We start from the raw sequence: 25,570 nt of genomic DNA, 5'->3' as shown, positions 1-25,570 counted from the left end.
ACTGGGCCGGCTCTGCTAGCGCTGGAGTGTGTGGCTTACAATCCGTGGTTTAGTGGTCGCGCAACTTGCCTAACTGGCGTTCTAGCAGGGCTGGATACGGGTCAAGCAGCCTTTCGACGCAACATGCACCTTCTGGGCTGGCGATAGAGCGAGTGCGGGCGCGTTGGCGAACCAGTTCGTCATCGGCTACGCCACGTTCGACCAGCAGCAAGTTGCGGCTATGTTGTGACAGTGCCAGAGCGTCCTGTGAGGTTTCGTTGAGCAGCAGCTCACCCTGGCTAAGATCCATCAGGTCATTACCCAAGGTCATGCCCAACTGCAACTGCAAGGTGATGCCACTGTCGGCAACTTCAATTTGCAGGGCGTGGCCCAGTGCGCGCATCAGTTCACCACAGCAAATAGCATGAATCAGGAACTCTTCGCCGCTGTCTTGGCGATGGAATAGCATCAGGCTACTGCCGTCTTTAAGCGTGTGCAGTTCAGCTTGATAGAGGTTCGCTGCGCGGTCCAGACAATCACGATAACGTTTCAACAAATCCATCAAGCGGGCGCGCGGCAAACGACGTAGTTGCTCCTGAGCGCCTAGCTGGATCGCCAGCACTGCGCTTGGCTGGGAGCTTCTTGGTGTCGCAGGTACATGCGACGCAGGGGCTGGAGTCGCGTCAGCGAAGTCATCTTCGTCTAGTTCAGCTGCGTCGTTATCCATGTCGTGCAAGTCAGCAAATGGGTCGTTCCTGGTGTGAAGCGTGCTGTTTGCTGGCTGGTTCGTTTTGATGCTAGGCGTCGACCGTGGCGACTCGTCAAAGTCGTGCAGGTCATCGTTGTCATCGTCTTTGGCGCTGAGATTGGGCATCGAAAAACCCGGCTCATCGGCGTCTTCATCATAGTCGGCGTCCTGATCATCGCCGTAGTCCGCATCGTCATACAGGTCTTCTGCTTCTAGCTCGTGTTCTGGCTCCGGCTTTTCCGGGACCAAACGTGCTTGCAGTTGGCGGGCGAGATCACCAATTTCATCCTGACGACTGGCGCCAGGTGCAGGGTCATCGGGGTCACGCAGCCATACGCGCATTTGCAGCAGCGGCGTTGAAATATAACGGCCCAGGCGCAGGCTTAGCGTCAGTGCTAATGCCAGCAAAATCAGGCTGAGAATACCCATGCTCTGCAGGCTGATGGTCATGGGTTGTTCGAACTGACGCATATCCAGACTGATGCGCAGCTGTCCGGCTATTACTTCTTGAAAGGTGATAGGTGACGAGTACAGTCCTTCCGTCTCGCCAAGCATGCCTTGGCTTGGGCGCGAGCCTGCTTCGGCAAGAATGCGATTGTCGATGCTGTAAATAGCGGCATGTGCGACCAGTGGATTTTTCACTAGATTATTCAGCAGCACATTCAGGCTGAGAATATCGTTGGCAACCAGCAGCTCGGTGGCAGAAGACGCCGTTTGCGTAATCAGGCTGGTGCCTAGTGCTTCAGCTTGCTGCTGCATGGCTTGTTTGAACTGCATGCCGATCACCCACGCATAGATCACCAGCGCCATAGCGACGAGCAATAAGCTGTGGCTAGCGATACGCAATGCGAGTGGCACGCGACGTTGGCGCAATGCCTGAAATAGCAGGATAAAGAAATTATCGGATTTCACGGGGGCGGGCCGGTTCACAGCGCTCTGATCTTGTCGACTGAAGATGCCGCGCAGTATAGCGAGCGGCCCGCGTACGGCAAAGCACCGCGCATGTCCGAATTGCTTGGAAAGTGGGTAGAATGTGAGTTCTTCACCGGCCCTGCTGGGTATAACCGTCAGGCGAAAAACTATTCGACCGGGTGTGTTGCTGTCGAAATAGGCTGGGAAAGTGCTTTTTTCGTCTAGCTATCGTCTTTCGATGCTCTGTTTTGCGCCTCATTAACTGTCCCAACAGTCTTTTTAACGGCTGTTTACTACTTATCAAGCCTTTGGAGGGTGCGCCTTGCGCGAAATCGTCCTGATCAACATCACTGGTGAAGATCGTCCCGGTCTAACCGCCGCCATCACGGGAGTATTGGCCCAAGGTGGAGTCAATATTCTTGATATTGGCCAGGCGGTCATTCACGACACACTGTCTTTTGGCATTCTGGTCGAGATTCCTGATACTGAACGCGGTTCCTCAGTGCTTAAAGACGTGCTGTTCAGTGCCTATGAACTGGATCAGCAAGTGCGGTTCACGCCTGTCTCCGAGGCTGATTATCAGCTATGGGTCGACGGCCAAGGCAAAGCCCGGCACATCGTGACGCTGCTTACGCGCAAGGTCACAGCTGAACAACTGCAGCGGGTGAGTACAATCACCGCTAAATATGCGTTGAATATCGACCATATCGACCGCCTTTCTGGGCGCATGCCGTTGGATATGCCTGCCGAGCAGGGCAAGGGCTGCATTGAGTTTTCGGTGCGTGGTGAGCCTGCCGATCCTGCGGCGTTGCGCGCAGAGTTCCTCAGTGTGGCGCAGGAGCTGAATGTCGACATCGCGTTCCAGAGCGATTCGCTGTTTCGTCGTAACCGCCGATTGGCCGTATTCGATATGGATTCGACGCTGATCGAGGCTGAGGTCATCGACGAGTTAGCCAAGGCTGCCGGTGTAGGTGAACAGGTCTCTGAGATCACCGAGCGTGCAATGCGTGGCGAGTTGGACTTTGCGGCCAGCTTCAAAGAACGTCTGGCGCTACTAAAAGGCCTGCCTGAAACGGTATTGAGTGACATTGGCGCTTCATTGCGCCTGACTGAAGGCGCCGAGACATTGTTCAGCGAGTTGCGTCGTCTGGGCTATAAAACGGCGATCCTGTCCGGCGGTTTCAGCTATTTTGCCAAGCAGTTGCAAGCCAAGCTTGGTATTGATTATGTCTATGCCAATGAGCTGGAAATCGTCGATGGCCTGGTCACCGGTGTTGCGGTCGAGCCGATTGTTGATGCGCAGCGCAAAGCCGATTTGCTGCGTCAGCTCGCTGAAAAAGAAGGCTTGCGCCTAGAGCAGACGATTGCGGTAGGTGACGGAGCAAACGATTTGCCAATGCTGGCGATTGCTGGACTTGGCGTCGCATTTCGCGCCAAACCATTGGTGAAACAGTCGGCTAAGCAAGCCATCTCGACATTAGGTCTTGATGGTATTTTGTATTTGCTCGGCTTCCGTGACCGTGATGGCCTCGATTGAGCGGCTGATGACAGGCCAAAGGCTGTAGGCGATGAGCAGCGCTGAACCGAGTAAGCGGTTGTTCTTCGCCTTGGCTTGCACCCCTGCGCTGCGTGGTGCTATTTCGCAGTGGCGCAGGGGTTTGCAGCCGCGTTCTGGTCGGCCAGTTGCCGCCGAGAATTTCCATCTGACCCTGGCTTTTCTCGGCGCGGTGCCAGTCAGCCAAATTGACGCAATCTGCGCAGCAGTTAGCCAGATGCCGGTTACGGGAAAGTCGCTAACCGTCTACCTTGACTCTCTGCAAGTCTGGCCGCGTTCGAACATTCTAGTGTTGCAGGCCCAAGACCCGCCGCTAGCGCTTGGGCAGTTGGTCTACGCGCTAGAGCAAGCGTTATTACCTTTGGGCTTGTTGCTCGGGCCGCATGAGTTTCGAGCGCACTTGACCCTGTCTCGCGATTACCGAGCGGTTGTACCGGAAGCCATTGAGCCGGCTGAGTTCCTGCTCAGGGCGGACCACTTTGTGCTGTATGAGTCGCACAAGGGGCGCTATCGCGCGCTTGCTACGTGGTCTTTGTAGCCCTCGATCTCTCTCGGTGGTTTAGCTGACGGTTCAGCTCGGTGCAAACAGCAAAACGCCCAAGCAAATAGCTTGGGCGTTGGTTGTCGGATGAAAAAGCATCATCCGCCCTGTCTTCGTCGAGCCTCCTTGCAACGTTATTCGTCGTCAGAGGTGAAGTCGTAGTTCATGGTTTGCGTTGGCCCCTGCAGATAGAAGCCTTGAATGTAATTGACCCCGGCTTGCCAGAGGGTCGACAACACAGTTGCAGACTCAACGAAGGGGACGATGGTCAGCTTGGCTTGTGAGTGCAAGCTATCGAGTAGGGTTTTCAGGGCCTCCTGGTTCTCGGCGCGATTGAGGTCTTGGCTGAAGGAACCGTCGATCTTGACGAAGTCGATGTGCAGGTGTTTCAGCGAATTGAACGGGTTGAGTGCGCAGCCAAATTGGCTGAGCGCCACTTTACAGTGTAATTCGTTGAGGCCTTGAGTCAGCGCTTTCGCCTGCTTCAAGTATGTCACTGCATCGGTTTCGCTAAGCTGGAAGGCCAGTGCATCCGAAGGCAGGCGTGCGGCCTTGAGAGCAACGCTTAGCCAGGGGAGTAGCGTCTGATCCTGCAGGCTGGCGCTCGACAAGTGCACAAAGAGGCGTGTGTTATGGCCTTTGCTGCGATGCTCGGTGAGTTGCTTGATCGCATTCAGGATCACCCAGCGATCCAGCTTCTCGCCTAGCCCAGCCGTAACCGCATCTGCGAGGAATTCAGTCGGCTGGGTTTCTTCACCTTTCGAATTGAGCATGCGTAAAAGCACTTCATAGTGCTCTTGGTTGTCGCCGCGCAGGCTGATGATCGGCTGGAACAGTAAGCGCAAACCGTTGTTATCCAGAGCCTGCTTAACCATAGCCACAATATCGCCACGGTTTGCCGCAGCGGCGATCACATCGGCTGGGTTGAATAGTTTGAGGTTGTTGCCCTGTTCTTGCTCGTCGGCGCAGCGATGCGCGCGATCAACTACGACTTGCCCATTCGGCGTGGTCTCGTTGAGTCCAGCGACGCCAATTGAGAGGGTGGTTTGTGCTGTTCGGCCATTAACATCAAATAGATGGCTTTCCACTTTTTTCAGCAGCACTTTAAGTCCAGGCTCTGCCTGCTCAGGTGTGACACCCAGTTGCAGGGCGGCGAATACATCATCGCCAAAGCGTGCCAGCTGTGCTTCACCGGCGAAGTGGGTGCGTAACAGGCTGGCCAGATCGGCCAGCAACATATCGATACCTGCGATGCCGATGTCGGCAAGCAAGGTTGAGTACTGATCAAGGCGGATGTAAGCCAGACTGGACGGTTGTCCGGTATTCACTGCTCGATCCGCTGCTGTGTCGATCAACTCCAGGAAGTGGGGGCGGTTGAACAGCCCAGTGACCAAATCCTGGCTGCTGATTTCACGCAGTTTCTCTTCCAGTTCGCTATTGTCGGCATCCGAGCGAATAACGACTTGGGTGCATGGCTCCCCGTCGTAGGTAGCCGGGAGAAAGCTCATGCGTGCTTTGAAGCGCTTGCCGCTGGCTTTTACCCCAGAGAACTTCAGCTCTGCAGCACTTTCGCTGTCTGCGTAGTTCTTCAGGAAATTCTTGAATTCGCTTTGGTCGCAGCTGTCGATCAAGTCGATCATCGGCATGCCTTCAAGCTCTTCAGCATCTTCATAGTCGAAGAGTTCGAGATAGGCGCGGTTGGCGTAGATATGCATGCCGTCATGGACGTAAGTAATGGCGTCTACGGAGCTTTCAAGTAACAGTTGGCAGCGTTTTTCTGCTTCGCGCAAGGCCACTTCTGCGCGTCTGCGGGCACGACGCTCTTCGAGGTTTTGCAGCTCGCGTTTGGCGATCAGAATCAGGCGCTCGTCATCACCTTGCGGCAAGGCATCCTGGGCGCCCATGGCCAGTGCTTCAGTGATGCTGTCGGAGTCGTTGTCGGTGAGCAATTGGATTGCCGGCACATCTTTAGCCAAGCGCCGGATCGAGCCGATCGCCTCCGCTGGCGACAGCTGTTCACTGGTCGGTGCGCAAATCAGCAGGTCCCAGGTATGTTGCAGGGCTTCGCTGAGGTCATCGCTGGAGGTAAGACGGTGAACGCGTGTTGCGCTACCTGAGTTGCGAAACAGGCTGACAAGGCGTTCGGCCTCATTTTGCGAGTCTTCGAGGATCAGTAGGCGGATGGTCTTTTTTTCGATGGCCATTATTCAGTTCGGTCTGCGCCAAGGTATTCGCACCCTCGGCCAAGGTTAATCGTCAGTTGGGCAGATTTATCGTCGTATGCAGGTTCGAGTCGTGTTGAGCAGGGCACGTATGGTGTGCCTGGATCGAACGATGCAAAAGTGGCAGAGAGAAAAACATGTCTAACTGGATTAGTTACGCTGGCAGCACGCTAAATTAGATAATTCGTAAGGAATCTACAGCGACTTCCAGAGTGAGTCAAAGTCTTCCTCGGAACCCGCACGCTGGTTTTCCACGGGTGTGACGGGCTTCCCGTGATCGTCAGGTGCAGAGCTGTGGAGACGGTATTCAAACTGATTGAAACTGCCGGTTGAGGTGTGTTTTTGACCCAGAGCCGCACGGTGTTCTACCCCGGCGATATTGACTATAACTTTATTGCCCTCCTGGAAGGGCAGGCGCGGCACAATAACCGAAGCCGGGCGGGAAATAGCGCTTATTTCTGGCAGTAATAGCCCGCGTAAATAGCTGCTGTTTTGCTCGCTTTTGCGAATCAGCTGCAGGCCACAGGGTTGGGCATGAGGGGCGATAAGCTCGATACCCATCTGGGTGCCACCGCCGCGTGCCTGACGGATCCAGCGTACCACTGCAATACTCCAGGCTTGACCGGGAGCATCTTGAATACCCAACAGCTCTCCCGCTTGCAGTTGGTTAGGCACTTCTTTCGGCCAGGTAAGGCAGTATCCGCCTGGGCTGAGGTTGATGATGGGCAGTTCGAATGTCGGGAAAACCTGACTTTCGACGTCTTGGTCCGCAGCCTCATAAGTGTCGGCAGCTTCTGTTTGCGGTTTTTGGTACTCGATTTCTTCGTAGGGCAGGCCGTGATCCCAGGCGGGCGTTTTCTGCGCGTCGAAGGCATTCGCCCAGATATCTGGCTTGCCCGTTGATTCTTTAAATTCGACCTTGTTGATTTCTGCCGGCATTTTGAGGATGTCAGCAAAGGTGCGCTTATTGGCGATGAAATAGTGCAAGGCACTCATGCCAATGCAAAGGGTTAACGAGCCCTGACCATTGCTGCGCTGAAAAGTACGTTCGGAAATATCGCCCCAGGCCGCGCTCAGGTGTTGCAACAAATCAACGCTTAATCCTTCGGGTACCAGCAGTCGAGATTTGCCGACTGACTCTGGTGGAAGGAGCAAGTGTTCATTGATCGCATCAATCAGTGGATGGGTATCAATGCCGATCGCAACCTGCAGGTCTTTTTTCTGGAATAACGAGGTGTAACGTGGCGGGCCATCAAGTTGGGTTGCAACGGCAAATAAGCTTTCGGGGTCGTTACCATCTTCGATGTTGACCAAGGTGCTCCATTGCTCAAGCGCCTCGGCAACACGGCCAATGGCATTCTGGCGCATCTGATTGCAGCGCGAGCAGCCCATCAATGCCGCGACGATATAGTTTTGCTCGACACTCAGCCCTTGGCCGTGTCGGGCCAGCGGGTCGCGCACCACCATGTTTTTCAGGCCGCGCTGTTTGGCAATCAGATACAGCTGGTGCAGTTCAAACCACAGCCCTTCAGGAACCGGGCAGTAAAGCTGGCTGGCACGCACCAGCGGTCCACAAAGACTATGAATAGCGCGTTGCAGGGCAATCGTCAGCAGTTGCTTCGATTCTTTACTGCTTTTAATGACGTTACGCGAAATAACCAGCTTGTAGCCGTTGGCGAGATGGTTTTGCAGGGCCTGACAAAGGTTGGCTACTTTGCGCGGGCGTTCATCAAGCACAATGGCTTGATTGAGGAAATGTTTTTCCAGATGCTGACAAACATAGAAGACCTCTGGGCGTACCAACTCTAGAAGCTGTATGCGATTATCAGAGGGCGTTAGCAGCTGGTTTATCTCGACAAGCGCCTGATAAAGCTGGCGAGCCGTCTCGCCAATATTGGCTTTGGGCAGGAGGGCTATCCAGCGTTTAAGGTCACGCGGAGTAGAGTCACAGAACGACAGGCTCTGGTTTTTCGGCGTCGAAACGCGAAGCAAGAGGTGAGGTGTCTGTGTCTCAGTCAAATTTAGATACTCCATGCCAGCAAGAAGCCAACAATCAAGTGATCATACTAGAAACCCTAGCAGCGTCCTTGCGTGACACGGGATAAAAAACGAGTTGTATATTGTTGCGGCGCAACGCTATTAGCACAGCCCTAAGCATAGTCCTGTATGACTCGTGCGCGCTCGGTATTCCCTGACCGAGCGTTTTACAACTGTACACTATTCATTGAGCCGCGGCGTTTATGCGCCAGCCTTGAGTGCTTTGCTACCCATCAGTTGACCCATTTGCACACTGCTGCAAGCCGTCAACTCTTCGCTCCATTTAACCTGTTCAGGTCCGAATAGCACAATGGCCGTCGAGCCCAGTTTAAAACGACCCATTTCTGCACCTTTCTCCAGAGAGATTGGCGCACGTGCTGTTTCATCGTAGCTAACTGTTTTCAGCTCGCGTTTGGGTGGTGTGACCAAACCTGCCCAAACGGTTTCGACCGAGGCAACAATCATCGCGCCAACCAATACCACTGCCATCGGGCCGCGCTCGGTATCAAACAGGCAAACTACTCGTTCGTTACGGGCGAACAACTCAGGCACATTTTCTGCTGTGGTCTGGTTTACCGAAAACAGGCGGCCTGGGACATAAACCATCTGTTTGAGCGTGCCTGCCAGCGGCATGTGTACGCGGTGATAGTCTTTCGGTGATAGGTAAACGGTTGCGAATTCGCCGCCCATGAACGGGCTGGCTAGCTGGGTATTACCGCCAAGCAGTTCGACCACGCTAAAGCTGTGTCCCTTGGCTTGGAATACCCGGCCATGCTCAATTTTGCCGAGTTGACTGATGGTGCCGTCTGCTGGGCAGAGTACTGCATCCGTGCTGGTATCGAGTGGACGTGCGTCATCTTTGAGGGCGCGGGTGAAGAATGCGTTGAAATGCTCGAAAGCTGTCGGGTCTTCGACCTGAGCCTCGCTCATGTTGACGTTGTATTGCTTGATGAACCAGTTGATCAGGCGGTTTTTGAACCACGCAGCACGGCACTCAGCAGCGCAGCCAATCAAGCGCGATAACAAATGATGTGGCAGCAAATATTGGCTGATGATGAACAAGCGTTGTTTCATTGTGATTCCTTAGAGTCTTACTTGATTGTGCAGTGCTGCCGCGATGCTGCAAACACTGCACATACTGATGCGCGTATTACCGATAGCTCAATATTCTACAGGGGTATCTGGGTGGTTGCCCCATTCGCCCCACGAGCCGGCATAGGCTTTAACGTTGGGATAACCAAGCGCTTTTGCTGCAAGGTAGGTAAAGCCTGAGCGGTGATGCGTTTGGCAATGAGTGATGATTTCCTTGTCAGGTGTGATACCGAGCATTTGCAAGACCTCGGCCATATCCTGACGGATCCGCAGTGAGCGCGCGGGGTCCATGCCAGCGGTCCATTCGAAGTTAATAGCTCCAGGAATATGCCCTCCTTTGGCTGCTAGCACTTTTTCGCCGCTGTATTCGCCAGGGCCACGTGCGTCCCAAATTGCAAGGTCGCTAGCGCCAAGACGGCTTTGCAGGTATTCACGGCTGGCGGTGGGGGCGTCACTCAAGGTTAGCTTGACCGCGTGATGATGTAGCTCGGGTTGCGCAGTGCTGGTTTCTCGGTTTTCGCCGAGCCAAGCGAGCAGGCCGCCGTCCAGGTAGTGATAATTGCTGTGCCCGATGACATCCAGCAACCAAATAAAGCGCCCGGCCCAGCCGCCGCCTTCATCGTCGTACACCACATAAACGGCGTCAGGGTTGTGGCCAAGCTCAGTGAAGACTTGCTCTAAGTCTTCACGCTTCGGCAACAGGCCGGGAGCAGGAGGTTGGCCCAGTTGCGTGCGCTTTGGGTCGACAAAGTACGCGCCTGGAATATGCCCGGATGCATAGCGTCCTGCGCCAGTGAGGTCGACCAGTATCAGTTCAGGCGCGTCAAGGCGGCTGGCCAGTTCAGCAGGCTCAATAACCAGTGGGAGTTCAGCGAAGGCGGACATGCCGGACCTCAGTAGTCGGATATGACCGACATTGTAACGGAAAGGCTGGATAACCTTCGAGTGACTCTGCGAGAGATTATTACGGCCGTTTTGCTGCGATTTAACAGGCTCAAGATGCTTGTTTGAATGGTCGCTCTCACATACCGGGCAGTGTTGCACTGCCTTGGTTTGCTGGCTTTCTCGGAAGCTCCTTAGCGTCCGCGATTAGCAAAGTTGCTGAGAGCACGCTCAATGCATTGAGCGGTTTTTGCAAAGATTTGCAGGCGATTATCGTCCAGCGCTGCGCCGTTGCAATCACAGACCGCAATCATCACCACTCGGCCATTGGTACCCAATGACCTGAACAATAAATGCTCGCTGGGAAATAGCTCTTTAACTGCGCCCGACAAGCGTGCTGAAAATTGCGCGATATTTTCAGGGGTTAAACGCAGTTGTCCGGGAGTGCTCAGCAGGGTGCGCAGAACCTGACTTTGTTGTGGGTCAAGGCTCAACCCCAGGGCTGACTCATTGAGACCAATGGGATGTTGTGAGACCAGTTTGCTTTGCGTGCGATCTGACAGCAGTAAAAGCACGCGCTGCATTCCGCCAGCTTGAAAAGTGCGACTGGCGCAGGCGGTTAATTGCAGAACATTGTTAAACGCACTGGGCTCGCTGAGGAGTTGTTTGCAAAGCTGACGCCAGTCTTGGACGTCAGCTTTATTGGCAGGTGGCGGCTCTGGCGATATCAAGTGGCTGGCGTGCCAAGGCCAAAGCATTGCTTGCGCCGGGTGCCAAAGGTCCGTGGTAACCAGTTTGCGGGCGCTGATTGCGGCCTGCTGATGAATCGACTGCTGTAAGTCAGCAACCGGTAACTGCAGGTAAAGCCCGGTGAGTTGCTGCCAGCGCAGGCTGTGCTGACCATCCCACGAGTGGTGCGCTGAAAGTGCCAGGCCGTTTGCCAGAAGAATGCAATTGGCTGGGTGGCTTAGCCAGCGTTGTAAATCGGGGTCGGCATCCAAGCATTGTTGTTGATGCAACGGATGTTGATTGTCGCGGGCAATCAGCAGTGCCTTGGCTAGAAAGCGTCGGTCATTGAGCAGCAGTCGGTAGCTGTAGCAAATCCATTCGGGGAGTTTCCAGCGCTCGGCAAGCGCCAGGCAAAGCTGGAGCAAGGGGACTCCGAGCATGTCGATTTCGACCTTTTGCGCAGGCTCTGCATTGACCAGTACGCGCTGCTCCCACGTACTCAACAAATCGGGGTAGCTCGAAACTAACGCCCAGACCGGGGCAAGAAATAGCATGCTGCCCCAGTGGATTTCTTGCCATAGCCGGGCCAGACGGCCAGAGAACAACCCGTTGGCTTGTTGCGACGCGTGTTGGCTGATCAGTTGGATCTGGCGTAATGCTAAAGGGATTTCTTCGCGCTTCAGTGCAGGTAAGCGCTCAAGTAATGCCTGGGTGCGCTGTAGGCCGAGTCTGTTGAGTGCGTTTTCAAGGCTTTCAGCAGGCTCACCCAAGGTGTTTTGCGACGCGTTGGCTTCGCGTAGAACACTGATCGCCAATGCTGGGCTATTTTGAATTAAGTCAGCTATCTCACGTAGTGAGCGGCGACTGTCAGTCAGTGCGGCCAGAACTTTCTGTCGACTTTCAATCTGTACAGGCAATAGCTGCTTATCCAAGAGCGTCAGCCATGCTTTAAGAGTACGAGGTCTAGCTAATTGATTTGACATTAGGTTGGGCCAAACTGGCTTTTATTATTAACTGACTATAGTCTCGCGCAAATCTTCCGATATAGAGAAGGATTGTTTCAAATATTCCTAGGAACACTCTGAGAAATTGGCTGCGCTAGGTATCGCTGTGTTGAAAAGCTGCTCAAAATGCTCACTTACACCCACTAAAGTCGAGCGCGACCCCGGTCGGTTTTTGCACTTTTTGGCCTTGTACTCCCGTCGCTCGCTAAGCTCTTCAGGCATTCCCTTATTTTTAGGCGCATAAGTTTTTAAATTATGGCAAAAATCATCGGCATCATAGTGGTGTTCGCCAGCGTTCTGGGCGGCTTCGTCTTGTCTGGCGGCCATGTAATGGCATTGGTACACCCATTCGAGGTGCTGATTATTGGGGGCGCGGCATTGGGGGCTTTCCTCCAGGCAAACCCAGGCAGCACCTTTATGGTGGTGTGCAAGAAATCATTGAAGATGTTCAGTTCGCGCTTCAAGCACTCTTATTATTTGGATGTGCTGCGGCTCATCTACGAAATTCTCAACAAAAGCCGCCGTGAAGGCATGATGGCGATTGAGGCAGATGTCGAGGATCCGGCTGCGAGCCCGATATTCAGTAAATATCCGGCGATTCTCAACGATGAGCGGATGACCTCATTTATCTGTGATTACCTACGGATCATGTCCTCCGGCAATATGGCGCCGCATGAGCTGGAAGGCTTGTTCGACATGGAAATCGCTAGCCTCAAGGAAGAGCTTGAGCATCCGAGCCATGCGGTGGCGAAGGTTGCCGATGGTTTGCCCGCGATGGGTATCATTGCGGCGGTATTGGGTATCGTACTGACCATGTCAGTATTGGCCGAAGCGAATAACGCCGAAATCGGTGAAAAGGTGGGTACCGCGCTGGCCGGGACCTTTATGGGTATTTTGGCTTCGTACGGCTTTTTTGGTCCGTTGGCCTGTTCTCTGGAGCATGACGCCAAAGAAGAGGTCAATGTCTACGAGGCGATAAAGGCGGGCTTGGTTGCTTCTGCCTCCGGCATGCCGCCATCTCTGGCTGTTGAGTTCGCGCGTAAAGTCTTGTATCCGGCGCACCGCCCAAGCTTTATTGAGCTTGAGCAGGCTATGCGTGGAAACTAAAGGCTGAATCATGGAGAACAATCAGCCCATCATTGTAAAGCGGGTCAAGAAGGTCGTCGGTGGCGGCCATGGCGGCGCGTGGAAAATTGCCTTTGCCGACTTTGCGATCGCGATGATGGCATTTTTCATGGTGATGTGGCTGATGTCGTCGGCAACACCCGAGCAGAAAAAGCTGATCTCCGGTTACTTCCAAGACCCGATTGGCTTCACTGAAAGCGCCAGCCCCTATGTGATTGATCTGGGCGGTTCGCCAGCCCCTTCACCTGATCGTACGTTGAATCCTGATGCGCAGCCGGATGCACCACAGAGTGCAACGGATGTGCAGCCTGACACGTCTTCTGATGGATCCCCGATTGATCCGCACGAGGCGGAGAGTATTGCTGAGCAAATGGAGCGCGAGCGCTTGGAGTTGTTGCTCCAGGAGCTGCAGAACAAGGTCAATGAAGACCCGCAGCTGCGTAATTTCAAGGATCAAATTCTCTTTGAAATTACTCAGGATGGTCTGCGTATTCAGATCATGGATGCCGAAAACCGCCCTATGTTTGCCATCGGTAGCGCCCAGTTGCAGCCTTATTTCGAGGATATCTTGCTGGCGCTTACCGACACCATCAACGCGGTACCCAATAAAATCAGTGTCAGCGGCCACACCGATGCTAAACCCTTCGCTGGCAGCGGCGGCTTTGGTAACTGGGAGCTGTCTGCCAACCGCGCCAACGCAGCACGTCGGGTATTGGTTGAGGGCGGGTATGACCCGGATAAAGTGGCACGCGTGGTGGGTTATGCGTCTTCCGCACTGTTCGATCGCAAAGATCCGCTAAACCCGGTAAACCGGCGTATTGATATTGTCGTGCTAACCAAGCGAGCCCAGCGTGCGATAGATGGTGCGCAGGGGGCTGGAGACGCGCCCACTCCTCCAGCTTCAGACACGCCAGAAGCTGAAGGAGCAAATGTTACTGCGCCGGATATCTTGCCGCCTGAGGAGATCAAGCAGCGCTTGAATATCTTCGAAGACGGCGCGCTGAAGATCGATACGCCCGAACCTTAGGGGTGTAAGCGGCTTAGTATTCGTCTTCAGGCAGGCTCGCCAGAATATGCCGATAGCTGGCCATGCGTTGCGGTTGGATGCGACCTTCGTCAAGGGCTTTGAGCAGCGCGCACCCTGGCTCGCGGTCGTGTTTGCAGTCGCGAAAGCGGCAGTGTCCAAGCAGTTCATGAAACTCAATAAACCCGGCTTCAACATCGTCACGACTGACATGCACCAAGCCAAACTCACGAATGCCGGGTGAGTCAATCAATTCGCCACCACCCGGGAAATGGAACAGGCGCGCAGTGGTCGTGGTATGAGTCCCTTTGCCGGTCAACTCAGACAGTGGGCCAACGCGAGTGTCTACTTCGGGCAGCAAGCTGTTCACCAGCGACGACTTTCCGACGCCGGACTGGCCGACGAATACACTGACGTGCCCGTCAAGCTGCTGCATAAGCTGCTCCATGCCGTCACCGTGATGGGCCGACACTTCCAGCAACGGGTAACCGAGTTGGCGATAGACCGCGAGCATTGCGTTGAGAGCGACGCCGTTTTTATCGTCAATCAAATCTGCCTTGTTGAGCAGTAGTAGCGGGCGGATGCCCGCGTGCTCAGCCGCGACCAAGTAGCGGTCAATCAAGTTGGCGTGTGGTTCTGGCAGCGGCGCGAAGACGATGACGATCAGGTCAACGTTGGCAGCTACCGGCTTAAGTTGGCCGCGTGTGTCTGGGCGGCATAGCTCCGTGTTGCGCGGCAGCTGCGCGACAATAACGCCAATCCCTTGATTGCCAGGGCGCCAGACCACGCGGTCACCAGTGACCATGGTCGGCAAGTTGGCACGCAGGTGGCAACGAAAAACCTGGCCAGCCATTTCCCCTTCGAGCGCTTCAACTTCGACTTGGACACCAAAGTGAGCGATGACTAAACCCGTTTGTTCTGGGCCAAGATCACCACCTTCCAGTGTTTGCAGTGCTTGTGATTCGCGCTTGGCGGCGCGGGCAGCACGCTCGCCCTGGATTTTTTCGATGCGCCAGTTTTGCCGGCGATTGAGTTGGCGTTTGGCCATGAAGGTTCCGAAGGTATGTTACTTAAGGGAGGCAGAGTTGCAGCCGTCTATTTCGCAGGCAATTCTAGCACGGGCAAGGGCTCGTGCTCCGGCTAAACTGTGCAGCGCATCGGCCGACAAAGACAGGCAGTGAATCATGGTGGTAGCAAATTCTGGTGCTGCAAGGGCGGGAGTGGATTGATGGGGTTGGTTGATGGGCTGCGCCAGTTGGCTCAGCGCTATCCGGCGTTGGTGGCGCTGCTTGCTCAAGTGCTGGCAACGGCATTGTTGGTGGCGATTGTTCTGCTGGGCATCTCGGTTGCGGGCTGGCGTCTTGACTGGATGAGTGCCGGGTTGCTGCACGGGTTGCTGGCTGCAAGCATGGGTCGCTGGCTTGGGTTGTCGCGTTTCTGGTGGTGGTTGAACCTGGCGTTTGCGCCTGCCTTGCTCGTCTTCGCTGGTGCGCCGTTGCCGTCTTGGGTATTCCTGTTGGCCTTTTTGATTCTGCTGTTATTCAACTGGAACAGCTTCGGTGAGCGCGTGCCTTTGTATTTGACGGGTGCGCAAGGCACGCAGTTATTGGCCGGTGTCGTCGAGCAGCAGGTTGCGCCGCTGCGCTTTGTTGATTTGGGGTGCGGTCCTGCTGGGTCGTTGCTGGCGCTGGCGCGAAAGTTTCCAGAGGGGCAGTTTGTCGGGGTCGAGACTGCGCCGTTATCTTATTTGTTGGCCTTGCTGCGCTCGCTATTTCAAGCCAATTGCAGCATTCGTTATCAAAGCCTTTGGCGCACTGACCTGGCTGAGTTTAATGTGGTGTACTGCTTCCTGTCGCCAGCGCCCATGGCTGAGCTCTGGCAAAAGGCCTGTAAGGAGATGCAGCCCGGCACATTATTGGTGAGCAATACCTTCGCGGTGCCGGGTGTGCCAGCCGATCAGCAGTTGCAATTGAACGACTGGCGCGATTCGAGCCTGTTGCTTTGGCGTATCCCCAACTGATTTATTCGCTAAACTTGTGTTATCAGCTGAGGAGCGATACATGCAAAGTGAAAATAACCTGATTTGGATCGATCTGGAGATGACCGGTCTTGATCCTGAGCGTGACGTGATCATCGAAATGGCCACCATTGTCACCGACAGTGACCTTAATATCTTGGCTGAGGGCCCGGTCATCGCCGTGCACCAGAGTGATGAAGCGCTTGCCGGTATGGATGAGTGGAATACCCGCACCCACGGCGACAGCGGTTTAACCAAGCGGGTGCGTGAGAGCAAAATCAGTCAGGCTGAGGCCGAAGCGCAAACCATTGCTTTCCTTGGACAGTGGGTGCCCAAAGGCAAGTCGCCGATTTGTGGTAACAGCATCGGCCAGGATCGACGTTTCCTGTATCGCTACATGCCAACGCTGGAGGCGTACTTCCATTACCGTTATCTAGATGTCTCGACCTTGAAAATCCTGGCTGATCGCTGGGCGCCGCAAATCAAGGAAGGTTTCGTCAAAAAAGGTACGCATCAGGCGCTGGATGATATTCGCGAGTCCATCGCCGAGCTTCAGTATTACCGCGAGCATTTCCTCAAGGTTTGATTGCAGCGCTTTGACTGTGGCGTTTGAGGGCCCACTCAACATGCTCGCGCACCAGTTCTGACGGGTAATCGCGGCGTGCTTTGAGTGCTTCGATTACCGGAATGCTCGAGGGTGCGTTACCAAGGCCGACGGCTAAGTTGCGTAACCAGCGTTCGTAACCCGCTCTACGCAAAGGCGAACCCTCGGTGCGGCTGAGAAACTCTTCTTCGCTCCAGCAAAACAGCTCCGCCAGCTCGGCGTTGTCGAGTTGGTGGCGCGGTTTGAAATCCGATTGCTCTGTGGGGCTGGCAAAGCGGTTCCAAGGGCAGACCATCTGACAGTCATCACAGCCAAATACGCGGTTGCCGATAGGCGCGCGCAACTCTTCGGGGATTGGGCCCTTGAGTTCTATCGTCAAATAAGAAATGCAGCGTCGTGCATCCAGCACATAGGGCCCGACAAATGCCTGGGTGGGACAAATATCCATGCACGCTGTGCAACGTCCGCAATGTTCGCTGCCGTGTGGAGCATCTACAGGCAGGTCGATATCGACAAACAATTCGCCCAAAAAGAAATAACTGCCGGCTTTGCGGTTGAGTACCAACGTGTTTTTGCCAATCCAGCCGAGGCCGGATTTCTCGGCGATGGCCTTCTCCAGTACCGGTGCGCTATCAACAAAGGCGCGAAAGCCGAAGGGGCCAATCGTCTGTTGGATGCGTTCGGCTAAATGCTGCAAGCGCTTGCGGATTAGCTTGTGATAGTCGCGGCCTAGCGCATAACGGGAGATGTAGGCTTTCTCCGGTTGGGCTAGACGTTTGACCATTTGCGTGTCGCCCGGCAGGTAATCCATGCGCAGTGAAATCACCCGTAGCGTACCGGGCACCAATTGCTCTGGATGCGAGCGCTTGCTGCCGTGGGCCGCCATGTAATCCATCTCGCCTTGGTATCCGGCCTCCAGCCAACGCTGCAAATGTGCTTCGTGCTCGCCGAGGTCGAGCCCGCTGATACCGACCTGCTGGAAGCCCAGTTCTCGGCCCCAGTCTTTGATCGACTGTGCGAGTTGGTTGAGATCAAGCGTATCGATAGACATGTTCAGCGGCAAACCAATAGATGAGATGCGTATAATTCTGCCAGACAACGGAGTACTCGCATGCCGGATTCTGCAGACAATTTTCCTCTAGCCCTTTATAGCAGTGCTCAGGTGAGGCAGCTTGACGCCAGTTTGATCGCCGCAGGCACCTCCGGTTTTGAGCTGATGAGCCTTGCTGCGCATGCTATTTGGCGCGCATTGCGCCAGCGTTGGGGCAATGCCAGTGAACTGACCGTACTGGCCGGAAAAGGCAACAATGCTGGCGACGGCTACTTGATTGCCGAGCTGGCATTGCGCGCGGGTTGGCAGGTCAAAGTGCTTGCAGTTGGCGAGCCGAGTGCGCTTGCAGGTGATGCGCTGCTGGCATTCAAGCAAGCGCAGGCGGCTGGGGTGCTGATTGAGCCATGGTCTGAGCGGGCACTTCTCGATGGCGTGGTGGTCGATGCAATGCTCGGCACAGGCTTGAAAGGTCAAGTGCGAGCGCCTTATTGCGCCGTCATTGAGCGGCTTAACGCCAGTGGCTTGCCGGTGTTGGCTGTGGATATTCCTTCTGGTCTGAGCGCCGATACCGGTCAAGTCCTTGGCTGCGCCGTGCGTGCCGATATCACCGTTAGCGTGATTGGTTTGAAGATAGGTTTGTTTACTGGGCAAGCCGCTGAATATGTTGGGTGCCTGCAATTCACTGACTTACAGGCGGATCCAGCGGTCGTTGCGGCTCAGGCTGCCACAGCGCACCGGCTGGCTAAGGGGAGTTTGCCGCAGTTGGCTGCGCGTCAGCCGACTGTGCACAAAGGCCAGTTGGGCCATGTGCTGGTGGTGGGGGGGGAGCTGGGTTTTGCGGGCGCCGCATTGCTGGCCGCGCAAAGTGCGCTGCGTGGCGGCGCGGGCATGGTTTCCCTGGCAACCCGCAGCGCGCATGTGAGTGCTGCGCATGTACGGATTCCAGAAGTGATGGCTGCTGCTGTGGCCTCAGCCAACCAACTGCTGGCGCTGGGTGAGGCCGCGTCGGTTTGGGTGGTAGGTCCGGGTTTGGGGCAGGGCGCATGGGGGCGCAGCCTGTTATCCGCTGCCGCGATTAACCAGGCGCCGCAGGTTTGGGATGCTGATGCGCTGAACCTGTTGGCCACTGGTTGTGTCTCACTGCCAGCAAACTGTGTAATTACCCCGCACCCGGGCGAAGCTGCACGCTTGCTCGGCTTGAGTACTGCTCAGGTGCAGGCTGATCGACCCGCAGCAGCGCTGGAGCTGGCCAAGCGGTTTGGTACGGTTTGTGTGTTGAAAGGTGCGGGTAGTCTGATTGCTGATCCTGACGGACAATTGCACCTATGTGATCGTGGCCATCCGGTGATGGCGGGTGCGGGGCTAGGTGATGTATTGGCCGGACTCATCGGTGCGCTGCTGGCGCAAGGCTTGGTACCCTTTGCGGCGGCAAGTTTGGCGGTTTGGTTGCATGCATGCGCCGGTGAGCGTTTAGCCGTCAAAGGGGTGGGATTGGCGGCCAGTGATTTGTGTGATGCCATTCGTCAGTTATTACAGGAGCAGTCTGTTGTCTGATTTAGAGCTATACGCAGCGGATGAGCAGGCCATGGTCGAGCTGGGTGGGCGCATTGCCGGTATTACGGCTGGTGCTGGGATAATCTATTTGCACGGTGATCTCGGGGCCGGTAAAACCACGTTTTCGCGCGGGATAATCCGTGGTTTTGGCCATGTGGGTGCGGTTAAAAGTCCCACCTTCACCTTGGTTGAGCCGTATGAGTTAGACAATATTCGGGTTTATCACTTCGACCTGTATCGCCTGGTCGACCCGGAAGAGCTAGAGTTTTTAGGTATTCGCGATTACTTCGATGGCGATGCATTGTGCTTGGTTGAGTGGCCGGAGCGCGGTACAGGCGTTTTGCCAAAGGCGGACATGGACATTACCATTAGCGTGCAGGGAGCAGGGCGGTTGCTGCGTTTTCAAGCGCATAGCTCGCGCGGTACTGCCTGGTGTGCCAATTTGGCCATTGGGAGATGAATAAAATAATGGGGTCGGGTATGCGCATAAGCGCGCGTTTAGTTTTGGTAGGGGTCGTACTGGCGGCTTTTGCGTCAGAGGTATTTGCTGCCTCGGATGTACGCGGCGTTCGCTTGTGGCGAGCACCGGACAATACCCGTTTGGTCTTTGATTTATCAGGCCCGGTGAAGCACAGCGTATTTACGTTGGCTGCACCTAACCGCATCGTGATCGACATCAGTGGCGCTAAGCTGGCGACCTCGCTTGATAAGCTTGCTTTGAGCAACACCCCCATTACAGGCGTGCGTTCGGCGCAGCGCACTGCAGATGATTTGCGCGTGGTGATTGACCTTAAAGACATGGTCACACCTAAAAGTTTCACCTTGGCCCCTAATCAACAATACGGCGATCGTTTAGTCGTTGATTTGTACGATAAAGGCGCTGATAGCACGCCTAATTTACCGCCAACCACGGTAACCCCTTCAGCGCCGGTGCTGGTTACTCCGACCCAGACCCGGCCGAAGTTGACCCCGGTGCCCAATGGTAAGCGCGAAATCGTTATCGCGATTGATGCCGGACACGGCGGCGAAGACCCAGGGGCGCTGTCGCCGGTGAAAGGGCGCGTGGAGAAGAACGTCACCTTGGCCATCGCCAAAGAGTTACAGCGCCAAGTCAATGCCGAGAAAGGCTATCGTGGCGAGCTGGTACGTACCGGCGACTACTTTATTCCATTGCGTAAACGTACCGAGATCGCCCGCAAGAAGGGTGCGGATCTGTTCGTTTCGATTCACGCAGACGCCGCGCCCTCGCGTGCAGCGTTCGGTGCATCGGTGTATGCCTTGTCTGATCGCGGCGCAACCTCTGAAACCGCACGCTGGCTGGCAGACTCGGAAAACCAGTCTGACTTGATCGGTGGTGCGGGTAACGTCAGCCTCGACGATAAAGATCGAATGTTGGCGGGGGTGTTGCTCGATCTGTCGATGACCGCATCGTTGTCTTCGAGCCTGAATGTCGGTCAGAAGGTGCTGGGCAACATTGGTCAAGTGACGCCGCTGCACAAGCGCCGGGTTGAACAAGCTGGCTTCATGGTGCTGAAGTCGCCAGATATTCCGTCGATCCTGGTAGAAACGGGCTTTATTTCAAATCTGAATGAGTCAAACAAGCTGGTAACCTCGAGTCACCAGCGGACACTGGCGCGCTCGATCATGACCGGGGTAAAGCAGTTTTTTGAGCAGAATCCTCCGCCTGGCACCTATATCGCGTGGATGCGTGACTCCGGCAAGATCGCCCAAGGGCCGCGTGAGCATCGAGTGAGCTCCGGGGATAGTCTGGCGCTGATCGCCGCGCGCTATCAGGTCAGCATGGCATCGATCAAACGTGCCAACGCAATGACTTCAAACGTGGTGAAAATTGGCCAGGTTCTGAACATTCCCGCTACCTCATTGGCTGCACAACCATGACTGATGCTGCAAGAATCCAGCTGCTTAGCCCGCGGCTGGCTAACCAGATTGCCGCTGGCGAGGTCGTAGAGCGGCCCGCCTCGGTCATCAAGGAATTACTAGAGAACAGCTTGGATTCCGGTGCCAAGCGCATTGAAGTGGATGTTGAACAAGGCGGCGTCAAGCTGTTGCGGGTACGCGATGATGGCGGTGGCATCTCCGCTGACGACCTGCCTTTAGCGCTCGCTCGTCACGCCACCAGCAAAATTCGTGAGCTTGAAGATCTTGAGCAAGTGCTGAGTCTCGGCTTTCGCGGTGAGGCATTGGCATCGATCAGTTCGGTTTCGCGGCTGACCTTGACGTCACGCACCGCCGACGCCGATCAAGGGTGGCAAGTCGAAACCGAGGGTCGCGATATGCAGCCTCGGGTACAGCCTGCTGCGCACCCAGTTGGAACCTCGGTCGAAGTCCGCGATTTATTTTTCAATACGCCCGCGCGGCGTAAGTTTTTGCGTGCTGAGAAGACCGAATTTGATCATCTGCAAGAAGTGATCAAGCGTTTGGCGTTGGCGCGGTTTGATGTTGGCTTTCAACTGCGCCACAACGGCAAGACCATTCTTTCGCTGCACGAGGCGCATGACGATGCCAGTCGGGCTCGGCGTGTTTCGTCAGTGTGCAGTAACGGCTTTCTTGAGCAAGCCTTGCCAATTGAGATCGAGCGCAACGGCCTGCGGTTATGGGGTTGGGTTGGCTTGCCGACCTTTTCGCGCAGCCAAGCTGATCTGCAGTACTTCTATGTCAATGGGCGCATGGTTCGCGACAAATTAGTCGCTCATGCTGTGCGCCAGGCTTATCGCGATGTGCTGTTCAATGGGCGCCATCCGACCTTTGTCCTGTTTCTTGAAATCGATCCGGGCGTGGTTGATGTCAACGTGCACCCCACTAAACACGAAGTGCGTTTCCGTGATGGGCGCATGGTCCATGACTTTCTTTATGGCACCTTGCATCGCGCGCTCGGTGATGTACGCCCAGAAGATCAGCTAGCAGCGCCTGCATCGGTTAATACCATGGTGCGTCCGACGGGCCAGGCTGCTGGTGAGTTTGGTCCGCAAGGCGAGATGGGGCTGGCGGCCAATGTGCTTGAACGCCCACAAGCTGAATCGGTTTGGCGCTCGCCAGGTGCAGGTTTTCAAGGCGGGCGTGGCGCTTTGCCTGCCGCTGAAGCCCAAGGCGCATACCGCGAGTATTTTACGCCGATGTCGCCAGCTCCAGCGCCTGTTGGCTTGCCGCAAGAGCAAGGTGATGTGCCGCCGCTGGGCTATGCGATCGCGCAGCTCAAAGGTGTCTATATTCTTGCTGAAAACGTGCAGGGCATGGTTCTGGTTGATATGCACGCTGCGCACGAGCGGATTACTTATGAGCGTCTCAAAGTGGCGATGGCCAGCGAAGGTTTGCGCGGTCAGCCACTGTTGGTGCCTGAGTCGATTGCAGTGAGTCAGCGTGAAGCGGATAGCGCTGAAGAGCATGCGGCGCTGTTTCAGACGCTTGGCTTTGAATTGCAGCGCTTAGGGCCGGAAACCTTGGCTATCCGTCAAATTCCGGCACTGCTCAAACAGGCCGAGGCCACACGACTGGTGCAGGATGTGCTCACTGATCTGCTCGAATACGGCACCAGTGATCGCGTTCAGGCGCATATCAACGAATTGCTCGGCACCATGGCTTGTCATGGCTCGGTGCGGGCTAATCGACGCCTGACGCTGCCTGAGATGAATGCGTTGCTGCGTGATATGGAACACACCGAGCGTAGTGGTCAATGCAACCATGGTCGTCCGACATGGACGCAGCTTGGTATGGACGATCTGGACAAATTATTCCTGCGCGGACGTTGATTGTTCGCGCAGCCTCGCTGTTATCAAGAGATGTAACCAATGTCTGAGCGTCTGCCGCCAGCAATATTCCTGATGGGGCCTACGGCTGCCGGTAAGACCGATTTGGCCCTGGAGCTGGCGCGGGCGCTGCCTTGCGATCTGATAAGTGTCGACTCGGCGTTGATCTACACCGGCATGGATATCGGCACGGCCAAGCCTGACAAAGCCACGCTGGCTGAGTACCCGCACCGCCTGATTGATATTCGCGACCCGGCGCAAAGCTATTCGGCGGCGGAGTTTCGCACTGATGCATTGGCTGAAATGGCTGAAATAACCGCCAGAGGCCGGATTCCATTGCTGGTTGGCGGCACCATGCTCTACTACAAGGCATTGCAGGAAGGCCTGGCTGATATGCCGGGTGCTGATGCTCAGGTACGTGCAGAGATCGAAGCGCGGGCCCTAGCCGAAGGTTGGGCTGTGTTGCATCAGGAATTGGCTGCAGTTGACCCGGAGTCTGCCGCGCGTATACATCCTAACGATCCTCAGCGCTTAACTCGGGCTCTTGAGGTCTATAAAGTCAGTGGGTTGAGCATGACTGAACATCGTCAGCGTCAGGCGCAACAAAATGTTGACGTTAACCCGGCGACTGCTGGGCATTTACCCTATAATGTTGCTTGTGTGGCCATTGCTCCGGCTGATCGAAGCGTGCTCCACGAACGAATTTCACAACGTTTTCAGATAATGCTTGAACAAGGCTTCATCGAAGAGGTCGAACTTCTGCGTCAAAGAAGTGACTTGCATCCAGGTTTACCGTCTATACGAGCAGTAGGTTACCGCCAAGTGTGGGAATACCTCGACGGCGGTGTAAGTCGTTCGAAGATGCAGGAATTGGGGATTATTGCGACTCGCCAGTTGGCCAAACGGCAGTTTACATGGCTGCGCAGTTGGCCTGATGTGCACTGGCTGGATAGCTTAGCTTGCGACAATGCGTCACGTGCCTTGAAATACTTTGCATCGGCCTCCATATTGAAATGAGACCATGCCGTTAGCCGTCTATCCTTGAGGGAGGGCGGCGCTGAGTTGTTTGTTGATTCTTAAATTATTGAAATTGATCCTTAAAGGAGTGCGGCACATGTCAAAAGGGCATTCGCTACAAGACCCTTACTTAAATACCCTGCGTAAGGAACGCGTACCGGTATCTATATACTTGGTAAACGGGATTAAGCTGCAGGGGCAAATCGAATCTTTCGACCAGTTTGTAATTTTGCTGAAGAATACTGTCAGCCAGATGGTCTATAAGCACGCAATTTCCACCGTAGTGCCGAGCCGCCCGGTTCGTCTGCCAACCGCTAGCGAAACGGAGCAGGCAGAAGCCGAGCCAGGTAACACCTGATTTTAGGGGGCTGTATTGTTCTTCGAACGCCATGAAGGTGGTGAACGGGCCATCCTGGTTCATTTGGATGGCCAGAACTCCGAGGCGAGTGAAGATCCGCAAGAGTTTCAGGAACTCGCTATTTCAGCGGGTGCTGACACGGTGGCCTTTCTCAGTGTGCCGAGTAATCGGCTGACTGCGAAATACCTCATCGGTAGCGGTAAGGTTGAAGAGTTACGTGACCAAGTTAAGGTTGTTGAAGCCGACTTGGTTATCTTTAATCACGTTCTGACACCCAGTCAGGAACGTAATCTTGAGCGTGCCTTTGAGTGTCGCGTATTGGACCGTACAGGTTTGATTCTCGACATCTTTGCCCAGCGTGCGCGTACTCACGAGGGTAAGTTGCAGGTCGAACTTGCCCAGCTTGATCACTTGAGTACCCGCCTGGTCCGTGGTTGGACCCACCTTGAGCGACAAAAAGGTGGTATCGGCTTACGGGGTCCGGGTGAGACGCAGCTCGAAACCGACCGCCGCTTATTGCGGGTTCGTATTCGTCAAATTAAACAGAAGCTCGACAAGGTCCGTAGCCAGCGTGAGCAGGCTCGCCGTGGTCGTCAGCGGGCAGACATCCCTTCGGTTTCCTTGGTTGGTTATACCAACGCCGGTAAGTCGACATTGTTCAATGCGCTGACCGACTCTGAAGTCTTCGCAGCTGATCAATTGTTCGCAACGCTTGACCCAACTCTGCGTCGTCTAGAATTAAATGACTTTGGGCCCATTGTGCTGGCTGATACGGTGGGCTTCATTCGCCACTTGCCGCACAAATTGGTTGAGGCGTTTCGTGCGACCCTTGAAGAGTCGAGTAACTCCGACTTGTTGCTCCATGTGATTGATTCGCATGAGCCAGAGCGTATGGCGCAGATGGAACAGGTGATGGCGGTGTTGACTGAAATTGGCGCGCATGAACTGCCGATTCTTGAGGTCTACAACAAGCTTGACCTGCTCGAAGGGGTTGAGCCACAGATTCAACGTAATGCCGATGGCAAGCCACAACGTGTATGGTTGTCGGCACGCGATGGACGTGGTCTACCTTTACTTAAGCAGGCAATTGCGGAACTCTTGAGTGATGATCTGTTTGTCGGCACATTACAGTTGCCGCAAAAGCTGGGTCGGTTGCGTGCTCAGTTTTTTGAGTTAGGCGCCGTGCAGAGCGAGGGTCACAGCGAAGATGGCAGTAGTTTGTTGGCAGTTCGTTTGCCGCGTGTGGAGCTGAACCGATTGGTGAGTCGCGCCGGTCTGCAGCCCTTAGAGTTTATTGAGCAACACACTTTGCAATAAAGCCTGTGTCAGCGGTTGTGCCGTTGAGGCTGGGCATT

21 protein-coding genes are annotated in these 25,570 nt (G+C 55.1%); 13 read left to right on the top strand and 8 right to left on the bottom strand.

Annotated features, from left to right (window positions below; translation table 11 throughout):
* Positions 1-49 precede the first annotated feature (49 nt).
* Positions 50-1,657: an AhpA/YtjB family protein gene (locus B9K09_RS19675; protein WP_087518394.1), complete on the bottom strand. Its 1,608-nt coding sequence runs from the start codon at positions 1,655-1,657 to the stop codon at positions 50-52.
* A 304-nt stretch (positions 1,658-1,961) separates the two neighbouring features.
* On the opposite strand from B9K09_RS19675, the gene serB reads away from it, so the two are divergent.
* Positions 1,962-3,176: a phosphoserine phosphatase SerB gene (serB, locus tag B9K09_RS19670; RefSeq protein ID WP_157699376.1), complete on the top strand. Its 1,215-nt coding sequence runs from the start codon at positions 1,962-1,964 to the stop codon at positions 3,174-3,176.
* Positions 3,177-3,207: 31 nt separating this feature from the next.
* A complete protein-coding gene (thpR, locus tag B9K09_RS19665; RefSeq protein WP_087518392.1) occupies positions 3,208-3,732 on the top strand; it encodes an RNA 2',3'-cyclic phosphodiesterase in 525 nt (174 codons plus the stop codon).
* Positions 3,733-3,869: 137 nt separating this feature from the next.
* Here the strand turns inward: thpR and B9K09_RS19660 are convergent, their stop codons facing one another.
* The 5 genes from B9K09_RS19660 to B9K09_RS19640 all read right to left on the bottom strand — a co-directional run bounded on the left by B9K09_RS19660 (position 3,870) and on the right by B9K09_RS19640 (position 11,680).
* Entirely contained in the window at positions 3,870-5,939 is a 2,070-nt protein-coding gene (locus tag B9K09_RS19660; protein ID WP_087518391.1) for an EAL domain-containing protein, read from the bottom strand.
* A 213-nt stretch (positions 5,940-6,152) separates the two neighbouring features.
* Positions 6,153-7,991, bottom strand: coding sequence for a molecular chaperone (locus tag B9K09_RS19655; protein WP_087518390.1), 1,839 nt, complete (start codon positions 7,989-7,991; stop codon positions 6,153-6,155).
* Between the two features lie 204 nt (positions 7,992-8,195).
* A complete protein-coding gene (gene asd, locus B9K09_RS19650; protein ID WP_177408745.1) occupies positions 8,196-9,074 on the bottom strand; it encodes an archaetidylserine decarboxylase in 879 nt (292 codons plus the stop codon).
* Positions 9,075-9,155: 81 nt separating this feature from the next.
* A complete protein-coding gene (locus B9K09_RS19645) occupies positions 9,156-9,971 on the bottom strand; it encodes a rhodanese-like domain-containing protein (RefSeq protein ID WP_087518388.1) in 816 nt (271 codons plus the stop codon).
* 191 nt (positions 9,972-10,162) lie between these two features.
* A complete protein-coding gene (locus B9K09_RS19640; protein WP_087518387.1) occupies positions 10,163-11,680 on the bottom strand; it encodes an HDOD domain-containing protein in 1,518 nt (505 codons plus the stop codon).
* A gap of 276 nt (positions 11,681-11,956) precedes the next feature.
* Between B9K09_RS19640 and motA the strand changes: the two genes are divergently transcribed.
* The gene (gene motA, locus B9K09_RS19635; RefSeq protein WP_087518386.1) at positions 11,957-12,808 is read left to right on the top strand and encodes a flagellar motor stator protein MotA; all 852 of its coding nucleotides are present in this window, start codon (positions 11,957-11,959) and stop codon (positions 12,806-12,808) included.
* A 10-nt stretch (positions 12,809-12,818) separates the two neighbouring features.
* Positions 12,819-13,853 carry a flagellar motor protein MotB gene (gene motB / locus B9K09_RS19630; protein WP_087518385.1) on the top strand — a complete coding sequence of 345 codons (1,035 nt, stop codon included), beginning with the start codon at positions 12,819-12,821 and terminating at the stop codon, positions 13,851-13,853.
* A gap of 13 nt (positions 13,854-13,866) precedes the next feature.
* On the opposite strand, the gene rsgA is transcribed toward motB, so the two are convergent.
* On the bottom strand, positions 13,867-14,898 hold the full coding sequence (gene rsgA / locus B9K09_RS19625) for a small ribosomal subunit biogenesis GTPase RsgA (protein WP_087518384.1): 1,032 nt from the start codon (positions 14,896-14,898) through the stop codon (positions 13,867-13,869).
* Between the two features lie 180 nt (positions 14,899-15,078).
* Here rsgA and B9K09_RS19620 point away from each other — a divergent pair, with 180 nt between their 5' ends.
* Together B9K09_RS19620 and orn are read left to right on the top strand one after the other, a co-directional pair.
* Positions 15,079-15,870, top strand: a complete 792-nt coding sequence (locus tag B9K09_RS19620; RefSeq protein ID WP_087518383.1) for a class I SAM-dependent methyltransferase — start codon at positions 15,079-15,081, stop codon at positions 15,868-15,870.
* A gap of 40 nt (positions 15,871-15,910) precedes the next feature.
* Positions 15,911-16,453 (top strand): oligoribonuclease, encoded by a 543-nt coding sequence (orn, locus tag B9K09_RS19615; RefSeq protein WP_087518382.1) that lies wholly within the window; start codon positions 15,911-15,913, stop codon positions 16,451-16,453.
* Here orn and queG read toward each other — a convergent pair.
* Positions 16,443-17,522 carry a tRNA epoxyqueuosine(34) reductase QueG gene (queG, locus tag B9K09_RS19610; protein WP_087518381.1) on the bottom strand — a complete coding sequence of 360 codons (1,080 nt, stop codon included), beginning with the start codon at positions 17,520-17,522 and terminating at the stop codon, positions 16,443-16,445. The two genes, orn and queG, sit on opposite strands and share 11 nt — an antisense overlap.
* A gap of 60 nt (positions 17,523-17,582) precedes the next feature.
* Here queG and B9K09_RS19605 point away from each other — a divergent pair, with 60 nt between their 5' ends.
* From B9K09_RS19605 to hflX, 7 genes are all read left to right on the top strand, one after another.
* On the top strand, positions 17,583-19,076 hold the full coding sequence (locus B9K09_RS19605; RefSeq protein ID WP_087518380.1) for an NAD(P)H-hydrate dehydratase: 1,494 nt from the start codon (positions 17,583-17,585) through the stop codon (positions 19,074-19,076).
* On the top strand, positions 19,036-19,536 hold the full coding sequence (gene tsaE / locus B9K09_RS19600) for a tRNA (adenosine(37)-N6)-threonylcarbamoyltransferase complex ATPase subunit type 1 TsaE (RefSeq protein WP_371917420.1): 501 nt from the start codon (positions 19,036-19,038) through the stop codon (positions 19,534-19,536). The genes B9K09_RS19605 and tsaE overlap by 41 nt, the downstream gene beginning before the upstream one ends.
* Positions 19,537-19,544: 8 nt before the next feature.
* Positions 19,545-20,975, top strand: a complete 1,431-nt coding sequence (locus tag B9K09_RS19595; RefSeq protein ID WP_218192007.1) for an N-acetylmuramoyl-L-alanine amidase — start codon at positions 19,545-19,547, stop codon at positions 20,973-20,975.
* A complete protein-coding gene (gene mutL / locus B9K09_RS19590) occupies positions 20,972-22,843 on the top strand; it encodes a DNA mismatch repair endonuclease MutL (protein WP_087518377.1) in 1,872 nt (623 codons plus the stop codon). Before B9K09_RS19595 ends, mutL begins: the two co-directional genes overlap by 4 nt.
* Before the next feature lie 39 nt (positions 22,844-22,882).
* The gene (gene miaA, locus B9K09_RS19585; protein ID WP_087518376.1) at positions 22,883-23,857 is read left to right on the top strand and encodes a tRNA (adenosine(37)-N6)-dimethylallyltransferase MiaA; all 975 of its coding nucleotides are present in this window, start codon (positions 22,883-22,885) and stop codon (positions 23,855-23,857) included.
* Between the two features lie 97 nt (positions 23,858-23,954).
* Positions 23,955-24,215: an RNA chaperone Hfq gene (gene hfq, locus B9K09_RS19580; protein WP_087518375.1), complete on the top strand. Its 261-nt coding sequence runs from the start codon at positions 23,955-23,957 to the stop codon at positions 24,213-24,215.
* 15 nt (positions 24,216-24,230) lie between these two features.
* The gene (gene hflX, locus B9K09_RS19575) at positions 24,231-25,532 is read left to right on the top strand and encodes a ribosome rescue GTPase HflX (protein WP_087518374.1); all 1,302 of its coding nucleotides are present in this window, start codon (positions 24,231-24,233) and stop codon (positions 25,530-25,532) included.
* The last annotated feature ends 38 nt before the right edge of the window (positions 25,533-25,570 follow it).

Source organism: Pseudomonas sp. M30-35 (genome assembly GCF_002163625.1).
Taxonomy (GTDB): domain Bacteria; phylum Pseudomonadota; class Gammaproteobacteria; order Pseudomonadales; family Pseudomonadaceae; genus Aquipseudomonas.
This window is presented reverse-complemented; position numbering and strand designations above follow the sequence as displayed.

Bases quoted from the DNA above. Each gene is read 5' to 3' on its own strand.
- thpR (WP_087518392.1), top strand. From the start codon at position 3,208: ATGAGCAGCGCTGAACCGAGTAAGCGGTTGTTCTTCGCCTTGGCTTGC.
- B9K09_RS19660 (WP_087518391.1), bottom strand. From the start codon at position 5,939: ATGGCCATCGAAAAAAAGACCATCCGCCTACTGATCCTCGAAGACTCG.
- B9K09_RS19655 (WP_087518390.1), bottom strand. From the start codon at position 7,991: ATGGAGTATCTAAATTTGACTGAGACACAGACACCTCACCTCTTGCTT.
- B9K09_RS19645 (WP_087518388.1), bottom strand. From the start codon at position 9,971: ATGTCCGCCTTCGCTGAACTCCCACTGGTTATTGAGCCTGCTGAACTG.
- B9K09_RS19640 (WP_087518387.1), bottom strand. From the start codon at position 11,680: ATGTCAAATCAATTAGCTAGACCTCGTACTCTTAAAGCATGGCTGACG.
- motA (WP_087518386.1), top strand. From the start codon at position 11,957: ATGGCAAAAATCATCGGCATCATAGTGGTGTTCGCCAGCGTTCTGGGC.
- motB (WP_087518385.1), top strand. From the start codon at position 12,819: ATGGAGAACAATCAGCCCATCATTGTAAAGCGGGTCAAGAAGGTCGTC.
- rsgA (WP_087518384.1), bottom strand. From the start codon at position 14,898: ATGGCCAAACGCCAACTCAATCGCCGGCAAAACTGGCGCATCGAAAAA.
- B9K09_RS19620 (WP_087518383.1), top strand. From the start codon at position 15,079: ATGGGGTTGGTTGATGGGCTGCGCCAGTTGGCTCAGCGCTATCCGGCG.
- orn (WP_087518382.1), top strand. From the start codon at position 15,911: ATGCAAAGTGAAAATAACCTGATTTGGATCGATCTGGAGATGACCGGT.
- queG (WP_087518381.1), bottom strand. From the start codon at position 17,522: ATGTCTATCGATACGCTTGATCTCAACCAACTCGCACAGTCGATCAAA.
- B9K09_RS19605 (WP_087518380.1), top strand. From the start codon at position 17,583: ATGCCGGATTCTGCAGACAATTTTCCTCTAGCCCTTTATAGCAGTGCT.
- tsaE (WP_371917420.1), top strand. From the start codon at position 19,036: ATGCCATTCGTCAGTTATTACAGGAGCAGTCTGTTGTCTGATTTAGAG.
- B9K09_RS19595 (WP_218192007.1), top strand. From the start codon at position 19,545: ATGGGGTCGGGTATGCGCATAAGCGCGCGTTTAGTTTTGGTAGGGGTC.
- mutL (WP_087518377.1), top strand. From the start codon at position 20,972: ATGACTGATGCTGCAAGAATCCAGCTGCTTAGCCCGCGGCTGGCTAAC.
- miaA (WP_087518376.1), top strand. From the start codon at position 22,883: ATGTCTGAGCGTCTGCCGCCAGCAATATTCCTGATGGGGCCTACGGCT.
- hfq (WP_087518375.1), top strand. From the start codon at position 23,955: ATGTCAAAAGGGCATTCGCTACAAGACCCTTACTTAAATACCCTGCGT.